The organism is Pradoshia sp. TA40_28, from assembly GCF_059694525.1.
The window spans coordinates 125,266-146,415 of the sequence record NZ_JCATZO010000002.1; the positions used below are offsets into that span (position 1 = coordinate 125,266).

Annotated in this window: 22 protein-coding genes; 8 read left to right on the forward strand and 14 right to left on the reverse strand. The window is 34.9% G+C overall.

The window, feature by feature from the left end; all coding sequences use genetic code 11:
* The first annotated feature begins 40 nt into the window (after positions 1–40).
* The gene (locus AC58NB_RS02675; protein WP_497425272.1) at positions 41–1,081 is read left to right on the forward strand and encodes an endonuclease I family protein; all 1,041 of its coding nucleotides are present in this window, start codon (positions 41–43) and stop codon (positions 1,079–1,081) included.
* 190 nt (positions 1,082–1,271) lie between these two features.
* Here AC58NB_RS02675 and AC58NB_RS02680 read toward each other — a convergent pair whose 3' ends face one another.
* The gene (locus tag AC58NB_RS02680) at positions 1,272–1,631 is read right to left on the reverse strand and encodes a hypothetical protein (RefSeq protein WP_497425273.1); all 360 of its coding nucleotides are present in this window, start codon (positions 1,629–1,631) and stop codon (positions 1,272–1,274) included.
* A gap of 266 nt (positions 1,632–1,897) precedes the next feature.
* Here AC58NB_RS02680 and AC58NB_RS02685 point away from each other — a divergent pair, with 266 nt between their 5' ends.
* Positions 1,898–2,125, forward strand: a complete 228-nt coding sequence (locus AC58NB_RS02685) for a hypothetical protein (protein WP_497425274.1) — start codon at positions 1,898–1,900, stop codon at positions 2,123–2,125.
* Positions 2,126–2,248: 123 nt separating this feature from the next.
* Here the strand turns inward: AC58NB_RS02685 and dacB are convergent, their stop codons facing one another.
* On the reverse strand, positions 2,249–3,721 hold the full coding sequence (dacB, locus tag AC58NB_RS02690; protein WP_497425275.1) for a D-alanyl-D-alanine carboxypeptidase/D-alanyl-D-alanine endopeptidase: 1,473 nt from the start codon (positions 3,719–3,721) through the stop codon (positions 2,249–2,251).
* A gap of 758 nt (positions 3,722–4,479) precedes the next feature.
* Entirely contained in the window at positions 4,480–4,644 is a 165-nt protein-coding gene (locus AC58NB_RS02695) for a hypothetical protein (protein ID WP_497425276.1), read from the reverse strand.
* A gap of 313 nt (positions 4,645–4,957) precedes the next feature.
* Here AC58NB_RS02695 and AC58NB_RS02700 point away from each other — a divergent pair, with 313 nt between their 5' ends.
* The 4 genes from AC58NB_RS02700 (at position 4,958) to AC58NB_RS02715 (ending at position 8,628) form a co-directional block, all read left to right on the forward strand.
* Entirely contained in the window at positions 4,958–5,401 is a 444-nt protein-coding gene (locus AC58NB_RS02700) for a hypothetical protein (protein WP_497425277.1), read from the forward strand.
* Between the two features lie 193 nt (positions 5,402–5,594).
* Positions 5,595–6,056: a hypothetical protein gene (locus AC58NB_RS02705; RefSeq protein ID WP_497425278.1), complete on the forward strand. Its 462-nt coding sequence runs from the start codon at positions 5,595–5,597 to the stop codon at positions 6,054–6,056.
* A 188-nt stretch (positions 6,057–6,244) separates the two neighbouring features.
* Positions 6,245–7,315 (forward strand): DUF3900 domain-containing protein, encoded by a 1,071-nt coding sequence (locus tag AC58NB_RS02710; protein ID WP_497425279.1) that lies wholly within the window; start codon positions 6,245–6,247, stop codon positions 7,313–7,315.
* A 425-nt stretch (positions 7,316–7,740) separates the two neighbouring features.
* Positions 7,741–8,628 (forward strand): DUF6612 family protein, encoded by an 888-nt coding sequence (locus tag AC58NB_RS02715; protein WP_497425280.1) that lies wholly within the window; start codon positions 7,741–7,743, stop codon positions 8,626–8,628.
* A gap of 395 nt (positions 8,629–9,023) precedes the next feature.
* Here the strand turns inward: AC58NB_RS02715 and AC58NB_RS02720 are convergent, their stop codons facing one another.
* The 3 genes from AC58NB_RS02720 to AC58NB_RS02730 all read right to left on the reverse strand — a co-directional run bounded on the left by AC58NB_RS02720 (position 9,024) and on the right by AC58NB_RS02730 (position 13,186).
* Positions 9,024–9,878 (reverse strand): DegV family protein, encoded by an 855-nt coding sequence (locus AC58NB_RS02720; protein ID WP_497425281.1) that lies wholly within the window; start codon positions 9,876–9,878, stop codon positions 9,024–9,026.
* A gap of 182 nt (positions 9,879–10,060) precedes the next feature.
* Complete coding sequence (locus tag AC58NB_RS02725; RefSeq protein ID WP_497425282.1) at positions 10,061–11,509, reverse strand: UDP-N-acetylmuramoyl-L-alanyl-D-glutamate--2,6-diaminopimelate ligase; 1,449 nt, start codon at positions 11,507–11,509, stop codon at positions 10,061–10,063.
* Positions 11,510–11,803: 294 nt separating this feature from the next.
* Positions 11,804–13,186 (reverse strand): DHA2 family efflux MFS transporter permease subunit, encoded by a 1,383-nt coding sequence (locus tag AC58NB_RS02730; RefSeq protein WP_497425542.1) that lies wholly within the window; start codon positions 13,184–13,186, stop codon positions 11,804–11,806.
* Positions 13,187–13,736: 550 nt separating this feature from the next.
* Here AC58NB_RS02730 and AC58NB_RS02735 point away from each other — a divergent pair.
* Positions 13,737–14,111, forward strand: a complete 375-nt coding sequence (locus AC58NB_RS02735) for a YuzC family spore coat inner layer protein (RefSeq protein WP_497425283.1) — start codon at positions 13,737–13,739, stop codon at positions 14,109–14,111.
* Between the two features lie 315 nt (positions 14,112–14,426).
* On the opposite strand, the gene AC58NB_RS02740 is transcribed toward AC58NB_RS02735, so the two are convergent.
* The 3 genes from AC58NB_RS02740 to AC58NB_RS02750 form a co-directional block, all read right to left on the reverse strand.
* The gene (locus AC58NB_RS02740) at positions 14,427–14,864 is read right to left on the reverse strand and encodes a GNAT family N-acetyltransferase (protein WP_497425284.1); all 438 of its coding nucleotides are present in this window, start codon (positions 14,862–14,864) and stop codon (positions 14,427–14,429) included.
* A gap of 310 nt (positions 14,865–15,174) precedes the next feature.
* Positions 15,175–16,047: a Cof-type HAD-IIB family hydrolase gene (locus AC58NB_RS02745; RefSeq protein ID WP_497425285.1), complete on the reverse strand. Its 873-nt coding sequence runs from the start codon at positions 16,045–16,047 to the stop codon at positions 15,175–15,177.
* A gap of 311 nt (positions 16,048–16,358) precedes the next feature.
* The gene (locus AC58NB_RS02750; RefSeq protein ID WP_497425286.1) at positions 16,359–16,916 is read right to left on the reverse strand and encodes a histidine phosphatase family protein; all 558 of its coding nucleotides are present in this window, start codon (positions 16,914–16,916) and stop codon (positions 16,359–16,361) included.
* Positions 16,917–17,244: 328 nt separating this feature from the next.
* Here AC58NB_RS02750 and trhA point away from each other — a divergent pair, with 328 nt between their 5' ends.
* On the forward strand, positions 17,245–17,898 hold the full coding sequence (trhA, locus tag AC58NB_RS02755) for a PAQR family membrane homeostasis protein TrhA (protein WP_497425287.1): 654 nt from the start codon (positions 17,245–17,247) through the stop codon (positions 17,896–17,898).
* Between the two features lie 865 nt (positions 17,899–18,763).
* Here the strand turns inward: trhA and AC58NB_RS02760 are convergent.
* The 5 genes from AC58NB_RS02760 to AC58NB_RS02780 all read right to left on the reverse strand — a co-directional run bounded on the left by AC58NB_RS02760 (position 18,764) and on the right by AC58NB_RS02780 (position 21,038).
* The gene (locus AC58NB_RS02760) at positions 18,764–18,901 is read right to left on the reverse strand and encodes a hypothetical protein (RefSeq protein ID WP_497425288.1); all 138 of its coding nucleotides are present in this window, start codon (positions 18,899–18,901) and stop codon (positions 18,764–18,766) included.
* Positions 18,902–18,991: 90 nt separating this feature from the next.
* Positions 18,992–19,171 (reverse strand): hypothetical protein, encoded by a 180-nt coding sequence (locus AC58NB_RS02765; RefSeq protein WP_497425289.1) that lies wholly within the window; start codon positions 19,169–19,171, stop codon positions 18,992–18,994.
* Positions 19,172–19,220: 49 nt separating this feature from the next.
* Entirely contained in the window at positions 19,221–20,018 is a 798-nt protein-coding gene (locus AC58NB_RS02770) for a type II toxin-antitoxin system SpoIISA family toxin (protein ID WP_497425290.1), read from the reverse strand.
* A gap of 98 nt (positions 20,019–20,116) precedes the next feature.
* Complete coding sequence (locus AC58NB_RS02775; RefSeq protein WP_497425291.1) at positions 20,117–20,572, reverse strand: hypothetical protein; 456 nt, start codon at positions 20,570–20,572, stop codon at positions 20,117–20,119.
* Positions 20,565–21,038 (reverse strand): DUF2243 domain-containing protein, encoded by a 474-nt coding sequence (locus tag AC58NB_RS02780; protein WP_497425292.1) that lies wholly within the window; start codon positions 21,036–21,038, stop codon positions 20,565–20,567. The genes AC58NB_RS02775 and AC58NB_RS02780 overlap by 8 nt, the downstream gene beginning before the upstream one ends.
* Positions 21,039–21,150 lie beyond the last annotated feature (112 nt).

Here is a 21,150-nt window from a genome sequence, read left to right on the forward strand (position 1 = left end):
CTTGATATCATCTAATTATAAAATATGAGAGGTGATCCTAATGAAAGATAGAACATATCCAAATATAACACCTACCTACAAAACAATCTTGCAAGATACCGTCCCATTACTGTTAGGTTTATTTTATAAGAATCCTTCTCCATTACTAATAAAAGATACTCTTGATTTATGCTATGATTCTTTTATTCATAAATCCCCCTTGACAGATAGCCTGCAACTATTGAATCAACCTGTAGAAAATGTCGATTTCCAAAAAACAAAAACAACGATAGATGAAGTTTATTATGATGAGATAGAGGATCAGAAACTCATCGATTTGTATTATGAAAACCTACCTATCAATCAATTACCACCTCATGACTTAGCTGTGAGACTAGCCGATTTACTGACACGCACACATACTAATCAGCTTTCTTATTCGAGCAGCCGAAAAGCACTCCACTCATGGATTGATGTACGCGAAAATGGCCAAATACAAAGTATCTATTCAGGCCAAAGTCTAAATTTAAATGATGTATTGGAAGAGGATAATCGGTTAGAAAACGAGGCAATTCAACAAATGACACCGATATTAAATCAAGTGTCCGGAATACTTGATGAGCATAAAGATATATTGATTGAATTGATGCTGCGGTCCGTTCAATTTAATATCGAGCATGTGATCCCACAATCCTGGTTCGAGAAAAGGCACCCCATGGTCGGTGATCTTCACCATTTATTTACATGCGAGACAAACTGTAATTCATTCAGAAGTAATATTCCCTATTATGATTTTGAAGACTACAGGCCAGGGGCTTATAAAGAAGTCATTAAAACCTCTTGCGGGAAAAGAGATGGCAATGAGAGGTTTGAGCCTGAAAACGGCAAAGGCGAAATAGCTCGAGCTTCTTTGTATTTCTTAATGAGGTACCCGGATGAAATGAAACAAGAAAAAGAGAGCTTAGTTGATATCAACCTATTAAAAAAATGGCATCACGAACATCCTGTCACCCTGCATGAAAAACATCGAAATTGGACGATTTATAAACTCCAGGGAAATCGCAATCCCTATATTGATTTTCCTGACTTAGATATTGGATAATTCAAAATACCCCATCCTCAGTATGGATTATTCTACTAGAACCATCTTTTATCGCGACATATTTTGGAGTGGATTTCCCCACTCCCCCCTCTGTTTTATGTGAACTTTATCATTAATAAAATCATTAAAAGGATAAGTTCACAACGAACTTTCTAAATAGAAAAATACAAAGCCCTAACTTCCTCTCACCTTAACCAACCTTACTCACCTGAAATAATCTCTTAAGCTCTGAAACTTTATGAATTCCATCCCCTATTTGATCTATAAGCATCACAACAAAAATCGCCAGTAGATGAATGACTGCTAATATGGCGTAGTGATATCCTTCTATAATCTTTATAAAATAGAAAAACAGAGGGAAAGCGATTGTTTCAATACCGAAGAAGATAACAATCCAACTTATCCTCTCAGCCAATTTCGATTCATTCCTCGGGATAAATACATCATTATTTCCAGCTAAAAAAGAAGTATTTCCTTTTTTCTGAACCGAATATCCACTCATTATAATTAAGATACCCATTACTACCAGCATCATCGAAGCGATTAACATGTTATTCCCCCTTAAAGATAAATTTAATTTAAGGAATACCTTTGCCTTAAACCCTATAGTATAAGTTAGTATAGAGTCTCTTCTTATGTATAAAGAACTTATTTCGGTAAGCTTATTATCTTCTATAGCATACTGGATCTAAAAATCTCTCAACTTGATAGAAGCATAATATGAACACGGCAGTACATTTTTATTAGAAATAATGCATTGGAAGTGTTCCCCTTCCTAAAATGTGAATAGAATATAAGGGAAAGGAGCGGGTTTTTTTGAACAGAGATAAGTATGACGGTCTCCATTTCTTAGCGATTATATGCCTAGCCTTATTACAATTGAACTTTGGTTTTAATGATTGGATTTTTGGATTACTTATCACCTTATATGCACTATTTGCTATTTTAGTTATTGAAGGTTTATCCAAATACTCTGTTACCAAATTCGTTATATTATTACCGATGGTGATCTTATTAAAGATATTCATGACTTTATATTCCTAGCTTATCTACTTATTAACATTAAAAAAGTGAACCAAGCCACTTCTTAATGTTTTTCCTGCACCCCATTCGTAAAACTCCATTCTCTCTTGAATTCGGTGTGCAGGTGATTATTTCATTCTATCCCTAATTGCTTGCCAGGATTACAGCCAATTGATCTTCTATTTTCTTCAAGACCTTTTCTTCCTTTACATTATTTATAATAATAGAAAAAACGTATTTATTCCCTTTTTCACCTTCTACATAACCTGTCAAACTACTGACCATTGAAATAGTACCTGTTTTGGCTATCACTTTTCCTTGTGCTTTTGTACCTTTCATTCTGTCCCTCAGTGTACCTCCAATATTTTGATTACCTATTCCGGCTACGGGCAAAGCATTCTTGTAGGTCTTATACCATGATTTAGATTGAGCTTTATAAAGTAAATTCGTTAACGCATTAGCTGAAATCATATTAACATGTGATAAACCAGAGCCATCCCTCATCAGAATATCATCATGTCTAATCCCCAAATCGGTTAATTGGCTTTCTATAACAGATAACCCCTTATCCCAACTGCCCTCTTTTCCTTTGACTCTTCCTATTTCTTTAACAAGAACTTCAGATATTGTATTATTGCTAAGTTTCATATATGGTACTAAAATAGTACCCAGTTTAGGTGAACGGTCAATGTAAAGTTCGGTTCGGTTAGCAGGTGTTTTTCCATATAAATATTCCCCAGTAACTTTAATCCCCTGCTTTTCCAAAGATTTTTTGAACAAATCGAGGGTAAAAAGAGTAGGTTCCCAAACAGAAATCCAAGTTTTTACAGGACCATAATTTGCAGGAACACTTCCTGTAGCCGTAATCATGTTATCGCCATGGTTCCTAGTTATCTTTAGCGTGTTTTTAGTGTTTTCTTTGCCAACTTTCGTTTTGTTAGTTAATTTCACATAACCAGTCTCAGGGGTCAGCAGGATAGAGGCTGCTCTACCTATTTTTTTGCCAGCTTTAACTTGAACGATCAATGTCCCTGCATCATATTCCGCATTAGGAGACACTGTTAATCCCGAAATCTGGGCACCATAATATTCTTGCTCGTCACTCCACGGCATGTCCAATGATAAACGGATATGATCATACCACGAATCATCAGCCACAAGATTCCCTTTAATCTTTTTAATTCCTTTCTTTTTTAAAGCTGCTGCAATCATGTTAAGATCCCTCTCTCCCAGGGTGGGGTCACCTTTCCCTCTTATATACACATTTCCCTTTAATGTGCCTCCTTTATGTTTACCGTCTGAATAGATTTCTGTGGAAAATTGATAGTTTTCTCCGAGTAATTGAAGAGCGGCTGCACTCGTAACTAACTTCATACTGGAAGCAGGCCTTAAACGGGTATCTCCATTATGCTCGTAAATCAATTTACCATTAGAGGCATCTCTCACACTGATTCCAATACTGGCACCTTTTAATTCAGGATGACTTAATATTTTTGAAATTGCTGAGCCTAATTGGCTGCCTCCCGTGGCATCAGCTTGCTCTTCCTTTTTCAAAGGACTGATACTAATAGACATAATAATTAGGAATAGCCATAGCCACTTCACCTGCTTGTACAACGACTTCTCCCCCCAGATTTTTATCAATCTTTATTATAGAAGTAATTCAGTAGACTTCCCGTCATTTTCATATACATATACGACCAGTATTTATATATAAAGTACCTCAAAAGTAAATTATTCTTCTCTTATTAATTATCTTATCCCTGAATTTGATTATTAGTACTGCCTAAGGGCATGAATGAATCAAGAGAAGAATATAAAAAGTACGCTAAGTTTGGGAAAGTAAATATGAGTAAGGTTGGTACAAATGTTTGATAAACCAACAAGAGGTTTGAAAATATTCGAAGTGTAAGAAACGTTGATACAGATGTCTGATAAGAAGTTGTATTGGGTAAAGATAATTGGTGGACCTGACTCCAAAGGATTGGAGAAACCAACTGCAATTTAGGAATCGCTAAACAATCATACATGAGGGATAACAAAGTGAGGTCATTTTAGTAAATCACTAGGAGGAGGTACATTAAATCACATACTAAAAGTCGAAATAAATTTTGTGTAATTAGAACAGAATGTACCCTTTTCACTTTTATGTATAAATGTGCATGTTCATATACGGTATCAATGGATTCACGACATCCCTTATCTTACCATTAAAGTCTTGCAGAATAATTTAATAGCTCGAACTAAAAATGTAGCGTTTTACGAAGAAATGCCTGTTATTTATGGAATAATCGAAATCAACGTCATTTTCTTTTCTATACATATGAACATAAGATTTATCCTGTTCTAATTCGTCTGGTCATTCTGGTGAAAATTTAAAAGATCCAGGCAATCAGTTCTTCCAACATCATAAAGGTATAGATTACCAATGCTACACCCGAGGTAGCAATAAAACCAACTAATATCGCAGAACACACTGTTTTTAAAGAAGAAATAATACGATTTATTAAATTTTTATTAAATAATACAATATTAACCATCTATTCTCAGCCTTTCCGGAAGTCTCCTACTTTTACTATACCGCAACACATTACCAAATGTTAACACTTGATTTTCGATATTTTGAAATAATATTTTCTATTTTCCATCAAAACCCTAGAAACAACTAGTATGGTGATTTATATTCTGTATTTCAATTTAATATCATGCAAAATCCAAAACCCTTATTAACCTTTTTATGATTCAACGTCCAATATATGATTCACAATGAGTATTTATTGAAATCAAAATATTTTGTTTTTAGCGCCAATTGCTCTATCATAAGTTAATAAAAAAAGGAAAGTTAGGGCACATATGAAAAAAAATACATACCATGCCATTATTTTTGAACTTAATCAAACAGGCCAAGTTTCCCAAAAATTATTGCATTCATTATCAGCACCTATTGTTATCAAAATGTTTTATAATTTGTTTGGCCCCTCTGGAACACACCAGCTATCTGACAATACTTATCATAAATTTCTAAAAGAATTGAAAAGTATAGAGGATGAGCTGCCAGACACACCGGTACCATATGCCAGCTCCACACTTGTTCATTTATTTTACGACAGGATTGGTCGTCATATAGCGTCTGAAACATCTTTAGAAGACGACACAAACAATCTTATAGAAGAAACAAATTATTTAACAGTCGATGATTTACTAGATTTGCTTAATTTTGCAAAAGAAGATCAGGATGAATATTACGCTGAGCACATAAAGCGTCGTCTTTCACAAATATGCTCTGTCATGCGCTAACACTGAATAACAGGAACACCTAAAGAGCAAAAGTCATAAAATAGGGAAATTCCATCTATTTCAGGATGCATACTCCCTATATGATGAGAATTGTGGCTTTTCAGGCCCTCTTAGTATCAATCTTATTATTGCCATGTTATTATTGTACTGAAAAGAGCGAACAATGTGATTATTCTATCCGAGGAGGATACTAATGAAATCAAAAACAAAAGAAGTCATCATTTCTGAAATCAGACAGACAAAAACTGTATACGAAAAGTTATTGATATCATTAACAACGCCGACCCTGCTTACCATTTTTAATCAGTTATTTGGTAAAGACGGTGAATTCTCCTTATCAGATAAAGGTTTCGATTTGGTGGTTGAGGAACTTGAGTTTCATAATCAGCTACCCGAAACAACAGACAAAAAGATTACAGATGCTTCTCTGGTTGAACTGTTTACCGATTTCTATTCCACACAGCTAACTGAAGAATCTAATGTAATGAAAATGCCTGCTGAAGATGAACAATCTACTTCCCATTTGACCCTTGATGATTTACTGGATCTATTAAATATAGCAATGAAACACAATGACATACAGTACGCTAATGAATTAAAAAGAAGATTAATCATCCTTAACAGAGGTAGTAAAAACAGCATAGAAGCCTCTTAAGTTTCCTGGCGTTCAAGGCGAATGAAGCAATCCTTTCATTCGCTTTTTTTATTTGTAAAAAAACATTAAACACACCAAATGGTTTGCTCAACTCCACTTATTTATTTCCTTCAACTACATCTCCATTGACGAAAGACATGGCTTTTGGGATACTGAGATGGCTGACTCTAAAGAAAAAGGTGTATAACATGGAATTTGAAATTAAGTTTTTATCTTTCTTTGTTGTGGAAACTGAAGACAAGGAACTTCCTACAGCTAAGCATTATCAAACACTTGATACTGATGAATATGAAGAAAGCGCCCTAAAAGATTTTTTGGATGGAGAGTTCAAAAAAATTGTAAAACGTAAAGTGGAACGCCATCCTAATTCTGAACAAGTCCCTACCAAACTGGGCCATTTTATTATTGAGCCTGGTCATGAATTAGATTCAAATCCAAACTACAATGCATTTAATCGTACTCGATTTGCTGATAATAAAGAAGATTTTAAAGCCTTCAGTGAAGAATTCGTTCATGCTTACCTTGATACGAGCGCTGTCCGCGGCGGTGTATTTTTGTTAGCATCTGCCGTACCGCGTAAATTTTTCGAGCATCGATTTTTATTTTTAATGAAATGTGATTTTGAACCAAAGGTTGCTTCCATTTCTGATGAAAAAACATTGATTCGCAATGTTGAAATGGCTATCACCACCAAAAATATGAAATCCATTCAGTACCCTCATATGCCTGAAGAAGGCATGATTGAAGAAAGTGAATTAAAAATCCATCAATCCTCCCATGCCCGCTATTTTGAAGACTTTTTAAAATTTGTTGAGTATGGCGAGTCTAAACAGGAACTGATGAAAAATCATGTCATAGACATGGTACAGGAGCATATTGGTGAAGTGTATGAGCCTGAAAGTGAGGAACGCCGCCAGTTTGAAGAAGCTATTGAAATATGGGCTGACAGTCCCAAACGAGGGCTCCAGGAACGCCTGACAACAGAACAAGTCGTAGAAGCTGCCGCTCAAATTGTTGAACAGGAACCCGATGTAGAATTAAAAATGAAGCTTGATAACACCAGTATTAAAGGTTTACTTGCGGATTTCGGTGAGACTGTTCATTTAGCCAAAATTAATAATCGCTATGTTTTAGTGATAGAGGCAGACCAAATTTTATTTGAAAAAGGCTTCTCCCCTATCGAGTTTCACAAGCCGGATGACCTGCATCAGGTAATCGATAAAATCAGCAAGAAAACCTATGAAAATAACACTTATTAAATACCACACAAAACCACCAATTAACGGTGGTTTTATTGTTTTACATCTATTTCAAATATAACTTTAATGACTGTCTGTCATCACTAAAATTATTTCTTCCAACTTAATCTATAACTGCTGTTATCTCTAAAAATGTATACTTCATTACTCTATCCTAATAAAATTTATACTTTTACAAAAATATGTATGATTTTATCAAATTTATGGTACTTTTTATTATTGAAGAGATATCTTACATAAAATTATTCGACTGCCTTCTAGATTCTCCTTTACTTACATACCCCCTCCTTTCACTTTCTTTTTAGTCTAGTATTGTTCAGTAAGCACTTGCAAACTTGCAATTAATTTATACATAGGACAATTGCTTTGCTTAATATGCTGAGAATGTGCTTTATTTTCAGTCAATCCAAATCAAGGAGGTACATATGTTGAAGAAGTCCATTTCTATTTTGGGAAGTATCTTATTCATTTTATTTTTAACTGCATGTAATGAGAAAGCTGTTCCTGTATCCGAACAGGCCAATGAGGTAGCAAAGGCTGATGAAACGAAAAAAGAAAATTCTGAGCTTACAGCCAAGGAAGTCTATAAAAAAATGGTTGAAGCTTCGTCGGAAATCAAAAGTCTTGGTGTTAAATTAGATATAAAACAGGAAATATCCACTGAAGCAGAAGGAGTTATAGTCACAACAGATTCAAAATCTGACTCAAGGATTATACAGGATCCCCTTTCCTTATACCAACAGCTCGAATTGAAATGGAATAATGAAGCCGTCGGAGACCAACATACTAAAGTTGAACAATATTTAACAAACGAAGGGTTCTTTATGTATGACACGATGGCAGATAGATGGGGGAAGTATAACGCTGATTATACAGAGGTTTTAAAACAACTTAATTTACAACAGGGTACCAATCAGTTGGATTCTCTGAAAGAGTTAGACTCTTTTGCCAATGATTTTGTCCTTAAAGAGGAAGCGGATCATTATATTTTAACTTTGTCTGAAAATGACGGTAAATTGAACGAATATGTAAAAAAATCCTTGCCTACTAATCTACCTGAAATAGAACAAGCAATGAAATCCATGACCATTAATAATGTTAAATACGAGATTATTGTGGATAAAAAGACTTTTTTACCGTCAGTCATGAATGTTGATATGAATATTGATATTATTACCAACGGAAATACTATCCTCTTGGAACAGAGTATTGATTCTAGTTACTATGACTATAATAAAATTGACAAAATTATCCTACCTAAAGAAGCATACGATAATCCAGAAGAAATAAATATAGAACCATCAAGTTTATAATCAAAGTATACGGAGCTTTTGTTGTTTTATAATTGGAGTTAACATTCTCATCACACCTTGGTAATAGTTACCTATATTTATACAAAAATACACAGAAAATTCCTTTCTTATACCAAGGAAACTGCCATATATCGCCATAACCTATTTTCTGCAGAATGGGAGAGACTCCTGCGGGAAGAACAAGCGTACCCTAGACCCCGCAGCGCAGAGCGCGAGGAGGCTTGATGCTTGCCCGCGGAAAAGCGAGCCTATCCTGTAGAAAATAGCAACCGAATAGGAAAGAATAGCGAAAACAAAAAAAACTGTAGACAAGGTCCCTAAAAAAATAAGGGATTTGTCTACAGTCTGAAAGCTCCAATTTAAGGAGCTTTTATGGTTATTCGTTCATTTCTTTATTATTCACAAACCCATGAGATCCCTATTGTTCCAACACCAGTATGGACCCCAGCAACAGGAACTAACATCATGCGTTCTATTGGGATTGATTTAAATTGTTCATTAATCGTATTTTCAAGTTTACGGGCATTATCTTCATCGTTAGCATGGATAACTACTATTTTACTAACTTTGGATACTTTTATATCTTCTCTTAATAAATCTAATATATAATGAATAGCTCTCTTTTCTGTTCTAACCTTTTCTCTAATTTTGGCACCTTCTGTTTCTACGGAAAGAATAGGCTTTATATTTAACAGGTTAGCAATAAGCCTTTGACTTCCTGAAACCCGGCCGCTTTTATGAAGCTGATTAAGATTAGAGGGGACAAGAAAAATTCTTGAATTCGATTTCATTTCTTCAATTTGTTTAACAATATCTTCAACATCATGGCCCTGATTGAATAACTCCAATCCTTTATTTAACAAGTAAGCATGGGGATAAGATCCAGTACGTGAATCAATTGCATACAATTTAAAACCAACTTGTTCTGCAGCCATTACAGATGTAGAGTAAGTACCGGATAATTTACCGGAACAATGAAAAGCAATTCCACAATCATACTTTTCTTTTAACTTTTCGTATAATTCAATGAACTCACCTATTGAAGGCTGAGATGATTGGAAGGCAGCAGATTCAGTTGCCATTCTTTCATAAAATTGTTTGTCTGTAATATCGATTCCTTCTTTGTATGAAACTCCATCAATTACAACTTGTAACGGAATGATATTTAATTGATTTTTTTCAATAAAATCCTCACTTAAAGTACATGTTGTGTCTGTAATCCAAGCTATTCTTGGTGGTTTTTGTTTCATTTCCTCTTCCCCTTTTACATGAAAAATAATTATTCAAACTGGCCTGACCAATTTTATATAAAATCAGTATGTAGTAATCATTACTACATACTTAATATAATTTACCTACTTGCTCTAGTCAAATGTTTTCTCAAAATTTAAACGGTTATTCTTCAACATTTGACATTTTACACCTTCATTCTTCAAATTACTTTAGCTGTTTCTTCTTCTTTTAAAAGATAAGTTAATGTTTCTTTGTCGGAATTGGTCGGTAAAAGATACGTATCTTTATACCCTTCATCCCCTTTGCCGGTAATAAAAATCCAGTCGCCCTCTCTTGCTATCTTCCACGCATATTCAATTGCCGATGTACGATCTGGTATGACTTTCCCTTTTGATGAAGGTTTTAAATCTTCAAGCGTTTCAATCATTGCTTCAAAAGATTCCGTACCTAAATCATCCAACGTTAAAATACATTCGTCACTATGCTTTTCAGATGTTTCGACCATACTGCGTCTCTTTGTAACATCACGATTTCCTCTAAATCCAAAAATATGAATGATGCGCTTTGCTCCCATTTCTCTTCCTGTTTTAAGACACTGAGCAAAAGCATCACAAGTGTGAGCATAATCTACAATTACCTGTGCACCAGTGGGATGATTCACTACTTCAAATCTTCCTGGCACGCCAGGGAATGTATGTAGTGCCTCCATGATCACTTCACCTGGTACACCCATATCTCTTGCTGTCAGAAAGGCAAGAGCCGCATTTTGGATATTATGTTTACCCTTTATAGAAAGCCTTATCGAATAAATCTCCCTGTTCTTATAGATAAAATGGATATTACCTGTTTTACTTTCTTGAACATATAAGTCCGATTCCTTATTCCCTACACAAGAAACGCGGTCCTCTGTTTCAGATAACTGGTTTTTAAGTTTATTGCCCCATGGATTATTTGTATTAATAACGGCTGCTCCATCGGGTTTTAATTGATTGAACAACTGTGCTTTTACGGAAAAATAATCATCCATATCCTTATGATAATCTAAATGATCATGGTCTAAATTTGTAAATAGGGCATAATCGTAGCTAATCCCCTTCACCCGATATTGTGACAATGCGTGTGAAGACACTTCCATTATGACAATTTCATCTTGACTTCTTGATAATTCTTTTTGTAATTGCAAAGCATCCATGGTTGTATTGACAGAAGGTGTAGATTTTTCACCATTTATATAATTATAAACCGATCCAAACAAAGAACAGGATTTTCCATAGACCTCCAAAATATGTTTTAACATAAAGGAAGTTGTGGTTTTTCCGTTTGTGCCAGTCACTCCTATAAAGGTTTTATGACCATCGGCAGGATAAAAACGCTTAGCTAGATCAGCCAGAACAGCCCTGCTGTTTTCCACTTTAAAATATGGGACTGAAATATCATGGATTTCTTGTTCCCCGATTATTGCTTTTGCACCAGCCTTAATGGCCTGTTTAATATAAGCATGTCCATCTGTTTGAAATCCTGTTATAGCTACGAACAGGAACCCATCTTTAACTTCCATTGAATTATTGGCAATTCCAGTTATATTTATTTCTTTATCCTGATTAGATACATTAGTGATAATATCATGCAGTAATTGTTTCAGCTTCACGTTCTAGCAACCCCTTTTGATCTTCTCTTTCTTTTTACACCTTAAATCTCTCACTATTTTTCAGTGAAACCATCTATGGCATGACATAATTGGTACACATTTATATGATTTGTATTGACTTTGATAATATACAGACAGAATCTTAGTTATACCTATTTTCCTCTATTTCCAAACTTATAAACCGTATTTACACTTTTTGATTATATTTTCTTTAATTTATACAAATTTTACATAAAAAACAGGTTCTTTTACCTACAAAAAACTCCTTGCTAAATGAAAGGAGTTTTTCTTTCTTTACACTTTAACCCGTTTGAAAAATATAGATGCGATTAATCCAATGACTGAAGCTACCAGGAGTAGGATGTATCCTTGTTTCACCCCATAAATTAAAGCAGAGATGATGATATCGGAATTTGGATTTCTTCCCGCTCCATTTAAAAAAGATGATTGCCCCATCGTCATCAAAGTAATCGCTAAGGCGGTTCCAATTGCTCCGGCAATTTGTTGAAGCGTACTCATTACAGCCGTTCCGTCAGGATAGAACTTCTTGGGTAATTGATTCAATCCGTTTGTTTGTGATGGCATCATAATGAAAGAAATCCCAACAGATAAGCAAATATGCATAATGATAATAGTCGATAAAGTAGTATCAGAACCAATCCTTATAAATAAGAGACTTGCAAGAGTCGTTAATGTAAAACCAATAACAACCAACCACCTAGCCCCGTATTTATCCATTAACTTCCCGTTAATCGGAGACATCACCCCGTTCATGACCCCACCGGGCAAAAGCGTCAAGCCTGCAGTAAACGCAGATAATAGAAGTCCTCCTTTTAAATACATCGGTAATAAAATCGCGTTTGATAAAATCATTAACATAGCCAAAAAAACCATCAAAACACCAAGGGAAAACATAGGATAAGTAAAAACTCTTAGATTAATGATCGGATTTTCCGTATAAATTTGACGGAATGTAAACAACGTCAGAAACAATATCCCGATTCCAATTGGCAGCCATACATGGGCCTCTCCCCAGCCACCGCCGCCCTCTCCTGCGGCGCTAAATCCAACAACTATTCCTCCGAATCCAATAGTAGAGAGAATCACTGAAATGATATCAATCTTTGGCTTTGTAATCTTGGTGACATTTTTAATAAAAAATATACCTGCAATTAATGAAACTAATAAGATCGGTAAACAAATCCAAAAAATCCAATGCCAACTTAGTTGATCCACAATGATTCCTGAAAAAGTTGGACCAAATGCCGGAGCAGACATAATGACAAGACCCATTAATCCCATTACCAGTCCACGTTTATGCGGAGGGAAAATTACGAGTGTACAATTTGTCATCAAAGGTAATAAAATGGCTGTCCCGATTGCCTGAATGACTCGTGCTGCCACTAAAACTGGAAAAGATAGAGCTAGGGCGCCTATTAATGTACCGATAATCCCAAAGGCCATGGATGTGAAAAAGAGTTGCCTGGTCGAAAACGTTTGAATTAAAATGGCCGAGACGGGCACGAGAATACCCAATGTTAATAAATATCCCGTTGTCAGCCATTGTGCGGTTGAAGCCTCTATATGAAAATCATTCATAATATTGATTAGAGCTAAATTTAAAGCTGTTTCACTAAATAAACCAATGAATGCCGCTACTGCCAGAACAGCCATCATCGGGACAGCTTTAAACCCTTTGTTCTCATGTAGCTTTACTTTACTGTCTTCCAACTAAATCTCTCCTGTCAGCGATAAACTGTATGTAAAATGGTCACTACCAAAATAAATTTCACCGAGTTAATCCGTAATTCTTTCTATACTATTTCCATACATACCTTACTCTTTATTCTTATAATTTGGACGTCTTGTCCCAACATATGAATGGTATATATTTCTTTAGCTTTCAGATGCGGATCACTTAACTTTGCAAAAAAAAAGACAACCAGCCTCGGTGCCGGTTATCTATAATGGGTAGTATTTATCTTGATTTTCTCCATATATAACTTCTTATGATTTCCCAAGAGTTAAAGCTAAACCCGCCATATATATTCCGTTCGGTTCTAGATCAAACACGTAGCAATCATTAGAAAATGACTTTCAATACCATAATATACAAATCCACATAAGCTACTATTTAATCACCTATCGCCAGTCCTCTTCATAGGTATGAATACTATAGACCACCCACTATTCATTTATAATCCAGTTGATAAAAGGAGACAGGAATATGAATAATCCATATGACATGAATAATATCCCCCCTGGCTATCCAAATAACTACCAAAATTACGAACGTCAGCTACCTCCAGTGGAACCATTAATATTTATTAATTCAGCTGGCGTTGCTAAAGAATTAATCAATGATGCCTACACTATAACCAACCATATAGAAAATAATCCTCAGTTTTCAAGACAATTAATGACACATGCTCAGCATGGGCAAAAAAATGAGGTTTTGAGGATGCTGAACAGTTTACAATTAAAGCATCGGCCCGAGGTAGTATTTACTCCAGGGGCACTGTTAATTAAATTATTTCCAATCAATCCGAATGACAGCAGCAGCGCCTTAACAATCACCATGCTTTGGCATCACGCATTTTAGGTAGACACGGGCATTCAAACAAATAATAAAAAAAACATAGAGAAACACTGTTTTGAGCAGCATTTCTCTATGTTTAAGCCTGTTTTTTCGCAGCCAGTTCATCCCCACTATTTAACATATATGATAGAATCAGTTTATACGTATAAAAAAGGAGAACGCTACTTATGGTTATTTTTTTTAAAAAGTGTTCTTTTTGCAAAAAGAAAGAACGAGATTTACGAAAATACCGAAATGATAAAGGCAAAAAAATTAATGTATGTAGAGCTTGCACTGTTTACGCTGAAAGAAGAGCGTTTCGCAAAATATCTTGAATTTTTACAACTTTTTACGAAACGAGTAACACCATTTATCATAATCTAACTTTTCTTCATAAAACCGATGAGCATCTGTCCGCTTAAGAGCAGATTCCAAAGCAACATATTGAGCACCATTTCGCTTTGCCCATTCATGAATAAACACAAGCAGCTTCTCACCGTATCCCATCGAACGTTTATCTTCAGTCGTTACCAAATCATGAACGATTATATGACGTTTATTATAGAAGTTTATACGAGAGCTAACTCCGATTACAGCTACTATTTCCTCACCTGAAAACATCGCAAAAAGTCTGTATCCTTCTTTTCGCATTTGATCCATTAACTCTAAATACGTATGCTTATCCAAATCAGTACGTAATTGCTTCATAATGGAATAGGCATCATCCCACTGATCCACCGTAATCAATTCCATAATATTTTCTGTAATTATCGTCATGTTTATCCTCCTAAGGTTATGAATGAACCCCATCATAACCATTACAAAATTTGTAGAAGTCAGCTCCGTTACCATTATACACCAACCATTCTATTTCGCTATTATTTTTATACAATTTTAATGAAAAGCATATTAAGTAATTAGCAAATGATTATGGTTTTAAAGAAGATTGGGGAATTTTGAAAGAACATATCGAAATAATATAGTCATCTATACAACCTCAGTGTGTGAGAATCCATGAGTTATACTTTATTATTTCCAAAAAAAACCTGTATCCTTTTTGATACAGGGGTGACCTTCGTAGATTTAATTATTGCTTTACAGCGAGGATCTCGATAGCAAACGCAACACCATGCTCGAGATTCGTTTTCGTACTATAACGACAGAGTGCTTTTACCTCATTTGATGCATTGCCCATTGCTACACCACGCCCCGCCATCTGCAGCATGGATAGATCATTTAAGTGATCCCCAAGTGCCATTACATCCTTCATCTCTATATTGAATTGATCAGCCATCATTTTTAGTGACGTTCCTTTCTTAGCTTCCGGATGATTAAATTCTATATTTCCGCGTTCAGAAGAAGTGATGGTAAACTCAGATCGGTCAGCTAACTGACTTTCTATTCGTGCCAACTTATCCAAATCAGCTGACAATACTAATATTTTATAGATAATTAATTGTTCATCCAGATATACTTCTTCAAAGTCATCTACAAAATGGCAGTGTTCGAATTTAAATCGTTCCTCTGCTCTTTTCCGAACATCCTCTAACATAAATGCTTTGTCTACATTTGGGTATCGTTCCATCTTTAATTGCATTCTGATATCTATATACTGTTCCATACTTTTTGAAAAAACACCAATGTTTGTAAAGAATTCTATATATACATTTTCCTTTTCTAATACGGATTGAATAGAACGACACCAATCTTTTTGGAGTGGGAGTTTATTTAAAATTGTTCCCTGTTCGTCTCTTATTTCAGCTCCATTAAGCGCAATAATCGGACAACCTAATCCTGCCTCTTCTAATGGCATTAAAGCATAGCTATATGGTCTGCCTGTAACGATAACCACCTGAATTCCATCAGCTTGGGCACGTTTAATAGCCGTTGTGTTTTCCATACTAATACGGCCTTTGTCATTTAATAAAGTACCGTCCATATCTGTAGCAATCAATTTCACTATCTATCATTCCTTTTACTATAACTTGCATTGTTTCTGTATATACTAGTATACTATTAAATTCATTAATTTTGGTAGATGATATACTAGTTAAAAATAGGGAAAAGTATGTACGATTCTAAAAAAGTCAGCACATTGCTCCTTCATTCTTCTACCTTTAAGAGGTCAAAGCAACCATTCATCTGCACCCCTGTTACATTTAAATTCTATTAAACCGAGTGAACCAAATTTAATACGTAAAAGAAAAAAACACCCTTGATAAAGTAATTGAATTTTTTCAACTGCAATAAAACACTTCAGAAAAATATTAGTCAGTGATCCACCCTTTTAACATGGATTAAACGATCATCCTGAAAAGTGAGCTGATAAATATCCGGCATAGTTAATGCCTGCCAAAAATGAAAGCCATAACGTGAATCGAAAAAATTCATGATTAACACCATGATGTTACCATGTGTCCCAATCACAATATTCTGTTCTCTATATTTCTCTAAAATATATTTAATCGCCCTCACTCCCCTGTTTTGAGCAGCCATATTGGATTCTCCGCCTTCTAAAGCTAATTCTGGATTACTCCAAACCTTCTCCATAGCCTTTCGAAAGTGAGGTACCGGATGATCTGACAATTTTCTCTCTTTTAAGTCATCCATCGTTTTAATTTTGAGTTGAAAGTGGTCAGCAACCCCTTCCACTGTTTGGATCGCTCTTTTATATGGACTTGATAAGACTATATCAATGTAAGAACCTTTTAAAACAGAGGTAACACATTCAGTATCTTTTATCCCCTTTTCAGATAATGGCCTGCTTTCTTCATCCAGTGAATAAGTTGAATGGGCATGGCGAACAAAATAAATAGTCGTTTTACTCAATATACCTCTCCCCCATTTCTACTTTTTCACTTCTTAATCATCGGCACCTTTGATCATAAAGAAATAAAAATCTTTTCATGTTTTAGTGATTATATAAACCTGCTTATTGTTTATTAATCCACTAAACACTAACCAACAACTAAAATTTACCTCAAATTAATCAATTAAAATAACTAAGTTTTATATATAGTTTTAAATACTATATAACAATATATAAATACAACATCATACAGTTATTATATTTACAACTAGATGATTTTACAGTACAATAAAATTATCGATTCAGCCGTTACTGGATAAAATGGCATTTCAGAAAGAAGGAGAAACAATGAAAGATCACGTTCATGTTTATGGTAAAGAGGAAGAAATAGCAAACGCAATTACCCATGGCCTGGGTGTTTTGCTAAGTATAGCAGCTCTTGTTCTATTATTGGTCTCTTCATCTATGTATGGGACCACATGGCATATCGTTAGTTTTACTATTTTTGGTATAACCATGCTTCTTATGTATTTCTGTTCTACACTTTTACATAGTCTTCCTCCTGGAAAAGCTAAGAATATATTTGAAATCTTTGATCATTCAGCGATTTATTTTTTCATAGCAGGTTCATACACCCCATTTTGCTTTATTGTATTAGACGGTTCAATGCGCTGGACTTTATTCGGTATTGTCTGGGTTCTAGCAATTGGAGGGACGATCTTCAAATCATTCTTTGTCAAAAAATATATGACTGTTTCTACCCTGCTGTACATTGTAATGGGATGGATGATTGTAATTGCTTGGAAGCCCCTGGTGAATTTTTTGGAACCAAACGGTATGATTCTTCTTGTTGTGGGAGGGGTACTCTATACGGTCGGAGCTATCTTTTATGTATGGAGAGGATTTAAATTTCACCATGCGATTTGGCATCTCTTTGTAATGGCAGGAAGCATTACGCATTTCTTTTGTATTCTTTTCTACTTATTGCCGTGGGATAAATAATAGTACCTTTCCAAGTCCTATTTTAGAGAAATGAAAAACTGATATGCCAGGCTTTATTTCCCAACAAAAATTAAATACTAATACGTAATAAATGTAAGCTAGGCCATTCGAGACAGCTTCGTATCTGAAGCTGTCTCAAACTGTAGACAAGTCCTTATCTTAGAGGCTCTTGTTTGCAGTTTTTTTATTTTCAGTCTTCTCAAGGGATATCGCTATTTTTTACAGAATGAGCTTGCTTTCCGGAGCCAAGCATCAAGCCTCCTCGCGCCATGCGCTGGGGGTTCTAAGGTAAGCTTATTTTCTCTCCCATTCTACACAAAATAGGCCACTGCGTTTGCAAGAATGAGAGTAAAAAGGGGGGAGAAGCAAAGTTAATACTAGTATTTAGTTTATGAATTTTAGGTATGTATCCTAACCCCTACTTCATAACCCTCATATTGGTCTAACTTCCATTATTGTACTAAATATTTAGAAAATATCAATAATTACCCTTTCCCTGCGTGAAGAACTACCAGAAACAACGAAGAATTAAGCGTTTATTATCCAATATATTTGACGGGAATGAGAAAAGAAAAAAGGTCACTAAAGGAGGATTTTTAAATAAGGAATTACAACTTTGGATAAACTTCCGACAGAGCGAGGATTAACGATTCGTATTACTATATAGGTTTGAATAAAGGATGTATTGATATGATATAACGCAGTGGCAGCTAAATATACATCATACTGTCATACAGATGATAAGATCCTTCTTCATTAGCTTTCATAAAAAAGCGTGTCTAAATGTCCTTATTGATTTATCGGTGAAACTTTTTGGGAGTAATCACAACATATTTATCAATTATCGATAACTATTCTTTCACACTTATCCCAATTTGCCCCGAATTCTTTTTAAAATACGGATGGCTTCCTTATTCCTTTTACTTATCTTAGATTCGTTATTACCCAAGACTGTGAACTTTGGTTTTACTCCTAATGGCTGTGTTTCCTTCTTAGAGGTCATTTTTTAAACTCCTATCATGCAATTTGTTATAGATTATGTAACAAACTGCAAAACCAATACAAAAAAAATAACAAAGTGCAATGGACTTTGTTATCTTACCGAATGTATATAAGCTAGTGCTTTTTTGTTCATTTCATTTACTTTCTTAGTTTGCTTACTGACTGATTTATCAGAGAGATGGGTGATTTTTGGTCCTGCATGAAAGCTTTTTCCCATAGTATCACTGGATTCACCGGACTGAATACTGTTTCTCCTTCTCCGTATTGCCATCATAATCCCCCCTCTTCCTTACTCTTTATATCCTTATTATACCAAACATTCACATAAACGAATCATAAATATGAACTAAATTGGCAACATGAACTCCATCCACTTCAATCGGAATTCCTTTATCTTTCTTTATAACAATAATAAAGTTATACATTTGTAAATGGACAGGAATTAACAATGCATCATAATCTTCAAGTGTAATGACCTCAGAATTATATATTGAATCGGTAAACACATGTATAAGTCGCTGATTTAAACCAAAATTATGTATATGGTCTATTCTGATAAGCTTTTGTTTTATCGTTTCTTTTATAGATATCTCTAAATCAATTGAATCAACTGCTTCGTACTCATTGATATCCACCGACAATCCAAATTCGTCACAATAGAGAGCAAGATATCGTTTTAATTCCCATATATATTCTTCACCGCTCTCGGGTACAGGATTTTGTTCAAAATAATAAATGGCATCCTGAACTAAGACGGACATATATTGCACCTTTGTGATCATTGCTCTTTGGATTTTTTCATTTTCCTTTATGGTATCTTCCAAGAACTCTGAGCCTGTTAAAAACTCAGCCTGCCATATTTTTAAAATGCTGGGTGTTAAAAGAACCGATAAATCAATAAATACGGCAACTGCCGTTAAACTTAATATATATGTCCAATCAGCCATTTTAATGCTACCTGCAATAATTCCGATTCCGAGTGCCATCATAAACAGCGTATAAAGACTTCTGCGGAAATTTTTTAAATGAAGATCGAATATGGCGGGTTTTGCGATAGCCATGATACAAGAAAAAATAGAAAAACATACTAAAATAGCTATATAAATTTTCCCGAACATTGAGTCCTCCGTCTATTTTTCTATCCATATATCCCATTATACCATTTAATCCCAATCTAACCATTACTTAATTACCTGTTAAATATTCGTTTAGAGAATCATTTCACCCTGAATTTATAGCGGTAGGCTATTTCTTTACCCTGGTACATTAAAACCTTATGATTATGTGTAGTTAGCGTAACCTTCACTTCATGTTTGCCGGGTTTTAGTGTGCCCAAGTCATAATAATGGCCATAGAGTCTATTTTTTTTATCACCATTTATGTATAGATGGGCGTGTCCTTCATTGATTTTTTGTTCCTTTGAACCCAGCTTCTCAGGTTGGAATTTGAAATTTTTAGTCGTAATCTTCAGCATCCAACTCCCTGTTTGATCCTGTTTAACCCACCCATCAATCTCCGGAATTTTAGCATCCTTCACATTACTGATTTCTAAACCCTCATGATGGTCCATATGCCCTGCTTGAGCCTCACCAAAATGGCTGCTTTGTTGGTGAAAATAAAGCATGATAGATACAAAACTCGCAATGACAACAAAGCTTAGTATTCTATACATCTATACTCTCTCCTTTTGAATGCCTATCCGCCCTTTTTTTCATAAATAAGCCCATCAAAAATAAAATAGCTCCAAGTACTAAAAAGGCTATATCATAAAATAAAGCATTTGGGTCTCCTGGTTTTACCCGGTGTATCTGTAGAATATGGTGGTTAATGATCCCTTCAATCAGATTAAATAAACCTGAACCTATTAAAAACCAACTGATCACCTGTTTTATACCCTGTTTTTGATTTAATGGATTACCTGCAAGCCATAGAATAAATCCCCCTGCCACCAAAGCAATAGTCACAGCAAAATGGAAGATCCCATCACTTAAAATTTGGCCCGAGCGAGTGGTTTCCATCACTACACTATGCCATTGCAAAAGTTGATGAAAAATAATCCCATCCATTGCGCCCATGAATCCAAACCCCAATAAAAAACTACCTGAAACAAATAACTTCTTTTTCGTCTGACCTCTCAATTCCAAACCCCTCCTTTATCCCATTTTTTTACTTAATATCCATTAGCTCATTTCAGTAAACTATAAGATTATCCTATTTACCTGATTTTTTTAACAAAACATGGGTATCTAT

Coding starts and splice junctions, on each gene's coding strand:
- AC58NB_RS02730 (WP_497425542.1), bottom strand. CDS start 13,186: ATGATGGCTGTTCTGGCAGTAGCGGCATTCATTGGTTTATTTAGTGAA.
- AC58NB_RS02770 (WP_497425290.1), bottom strand. CDS start 20,018: ATGTTCGGGAAAATTTATATAGCTATTTTAGTATGTTTTTCTATTTTT.
- AC58NB_RS02765 (WP_497425289.1), bottom strand. CDS start 19,171: ATGGCAATACGGAGAAGGAGAAACAGTATTCAGTCCGGTGAATCCAGT.
- AC58NB_RS02705 (WP_497425278.1), top strand. CDS start 5,595: ATGAAATCAAAAACAAAAGAAGTCATCATTTCTGAAATCAGACAGACA.
- AC58NB_RS02775 (WP_497425291.1), bottom strand. CDS start 20,572: ATGTATAGAATACTAAGCTTTGTTGTCATTGCGAGTTTTGTATCTATC.
- trhA (WP_497425287.1), top strand. CDS start 17,245: ATGAAAGATCACGTTCATGTTTATGGTAAAGAGGAAGAAATAGCAAAC.
- AC58NB_RS02695 (WP_497425276.1), bottom strand. CDS start 4,644: ATGGTTAATATTGTATTATTTAATAAAAATTTAATAAATCGTATTATT.
- AC58NB_RS02740 (WP_497425284.1), bottom strand. CDS start 14,864: ATGACGATAATTACAGAAAATATTATGGAATTGATTACGGTGGATCAG.
- AC58NB_RS02675 (WP_497425272.1), top strand. CDS start 41: ATGAAAGATAGAACATATCCAAATATAACACCTACCTACAAAACAATC.
- AC58NB_RS02760 (WP_497425288.1), bottom strand. CDS start 18,901: ATGACCTCTAAGAAGGAAACACAGCCATTAGGAGTAAAACCAAAGTTC.
- AC58NB_RS02710 (WP_497425279.1), top strand. CDS start 6,245: ATGGAATTTGAAATTAAGTTTTTATCTTTCTTTGTTGTGGAAACTGAA.
- AC58NB_RS02735 (WP_497425283.1), top strand. CDS start 13,737: ATGAATAATCCATATGACATGAATAATATCCCCCCTGGCTATCCAAAT.
- AC58NB_RS02715 (WP_497425280.1), top strand. CDS start 7,741: ATGTTGAAGAAGTCCATTTCTATTTTGGGAAGTATCTTATTCATTTTA.
- AC58NB_RS02700 (WP_497425277.1), top strand. CDS start 4,958: ATGAAAAAAAATACATACCATGCCATTATTTTTGAACTTAATCAAACA.
- AC58NB_RS02720 (WP_497425281.1), bottom strand. CDS start 9,878: ATGAAACAAAAACCACCAAGAATAGCTTGGATTACAGACACAACATGT.
- AC58NB_RS02680 (WP_497425273.1), bottom strand. CDS start 1,631: ATGTTAATCGCTTCGATGATGCTGGTAGTAATGGGTATCTTAATTATA.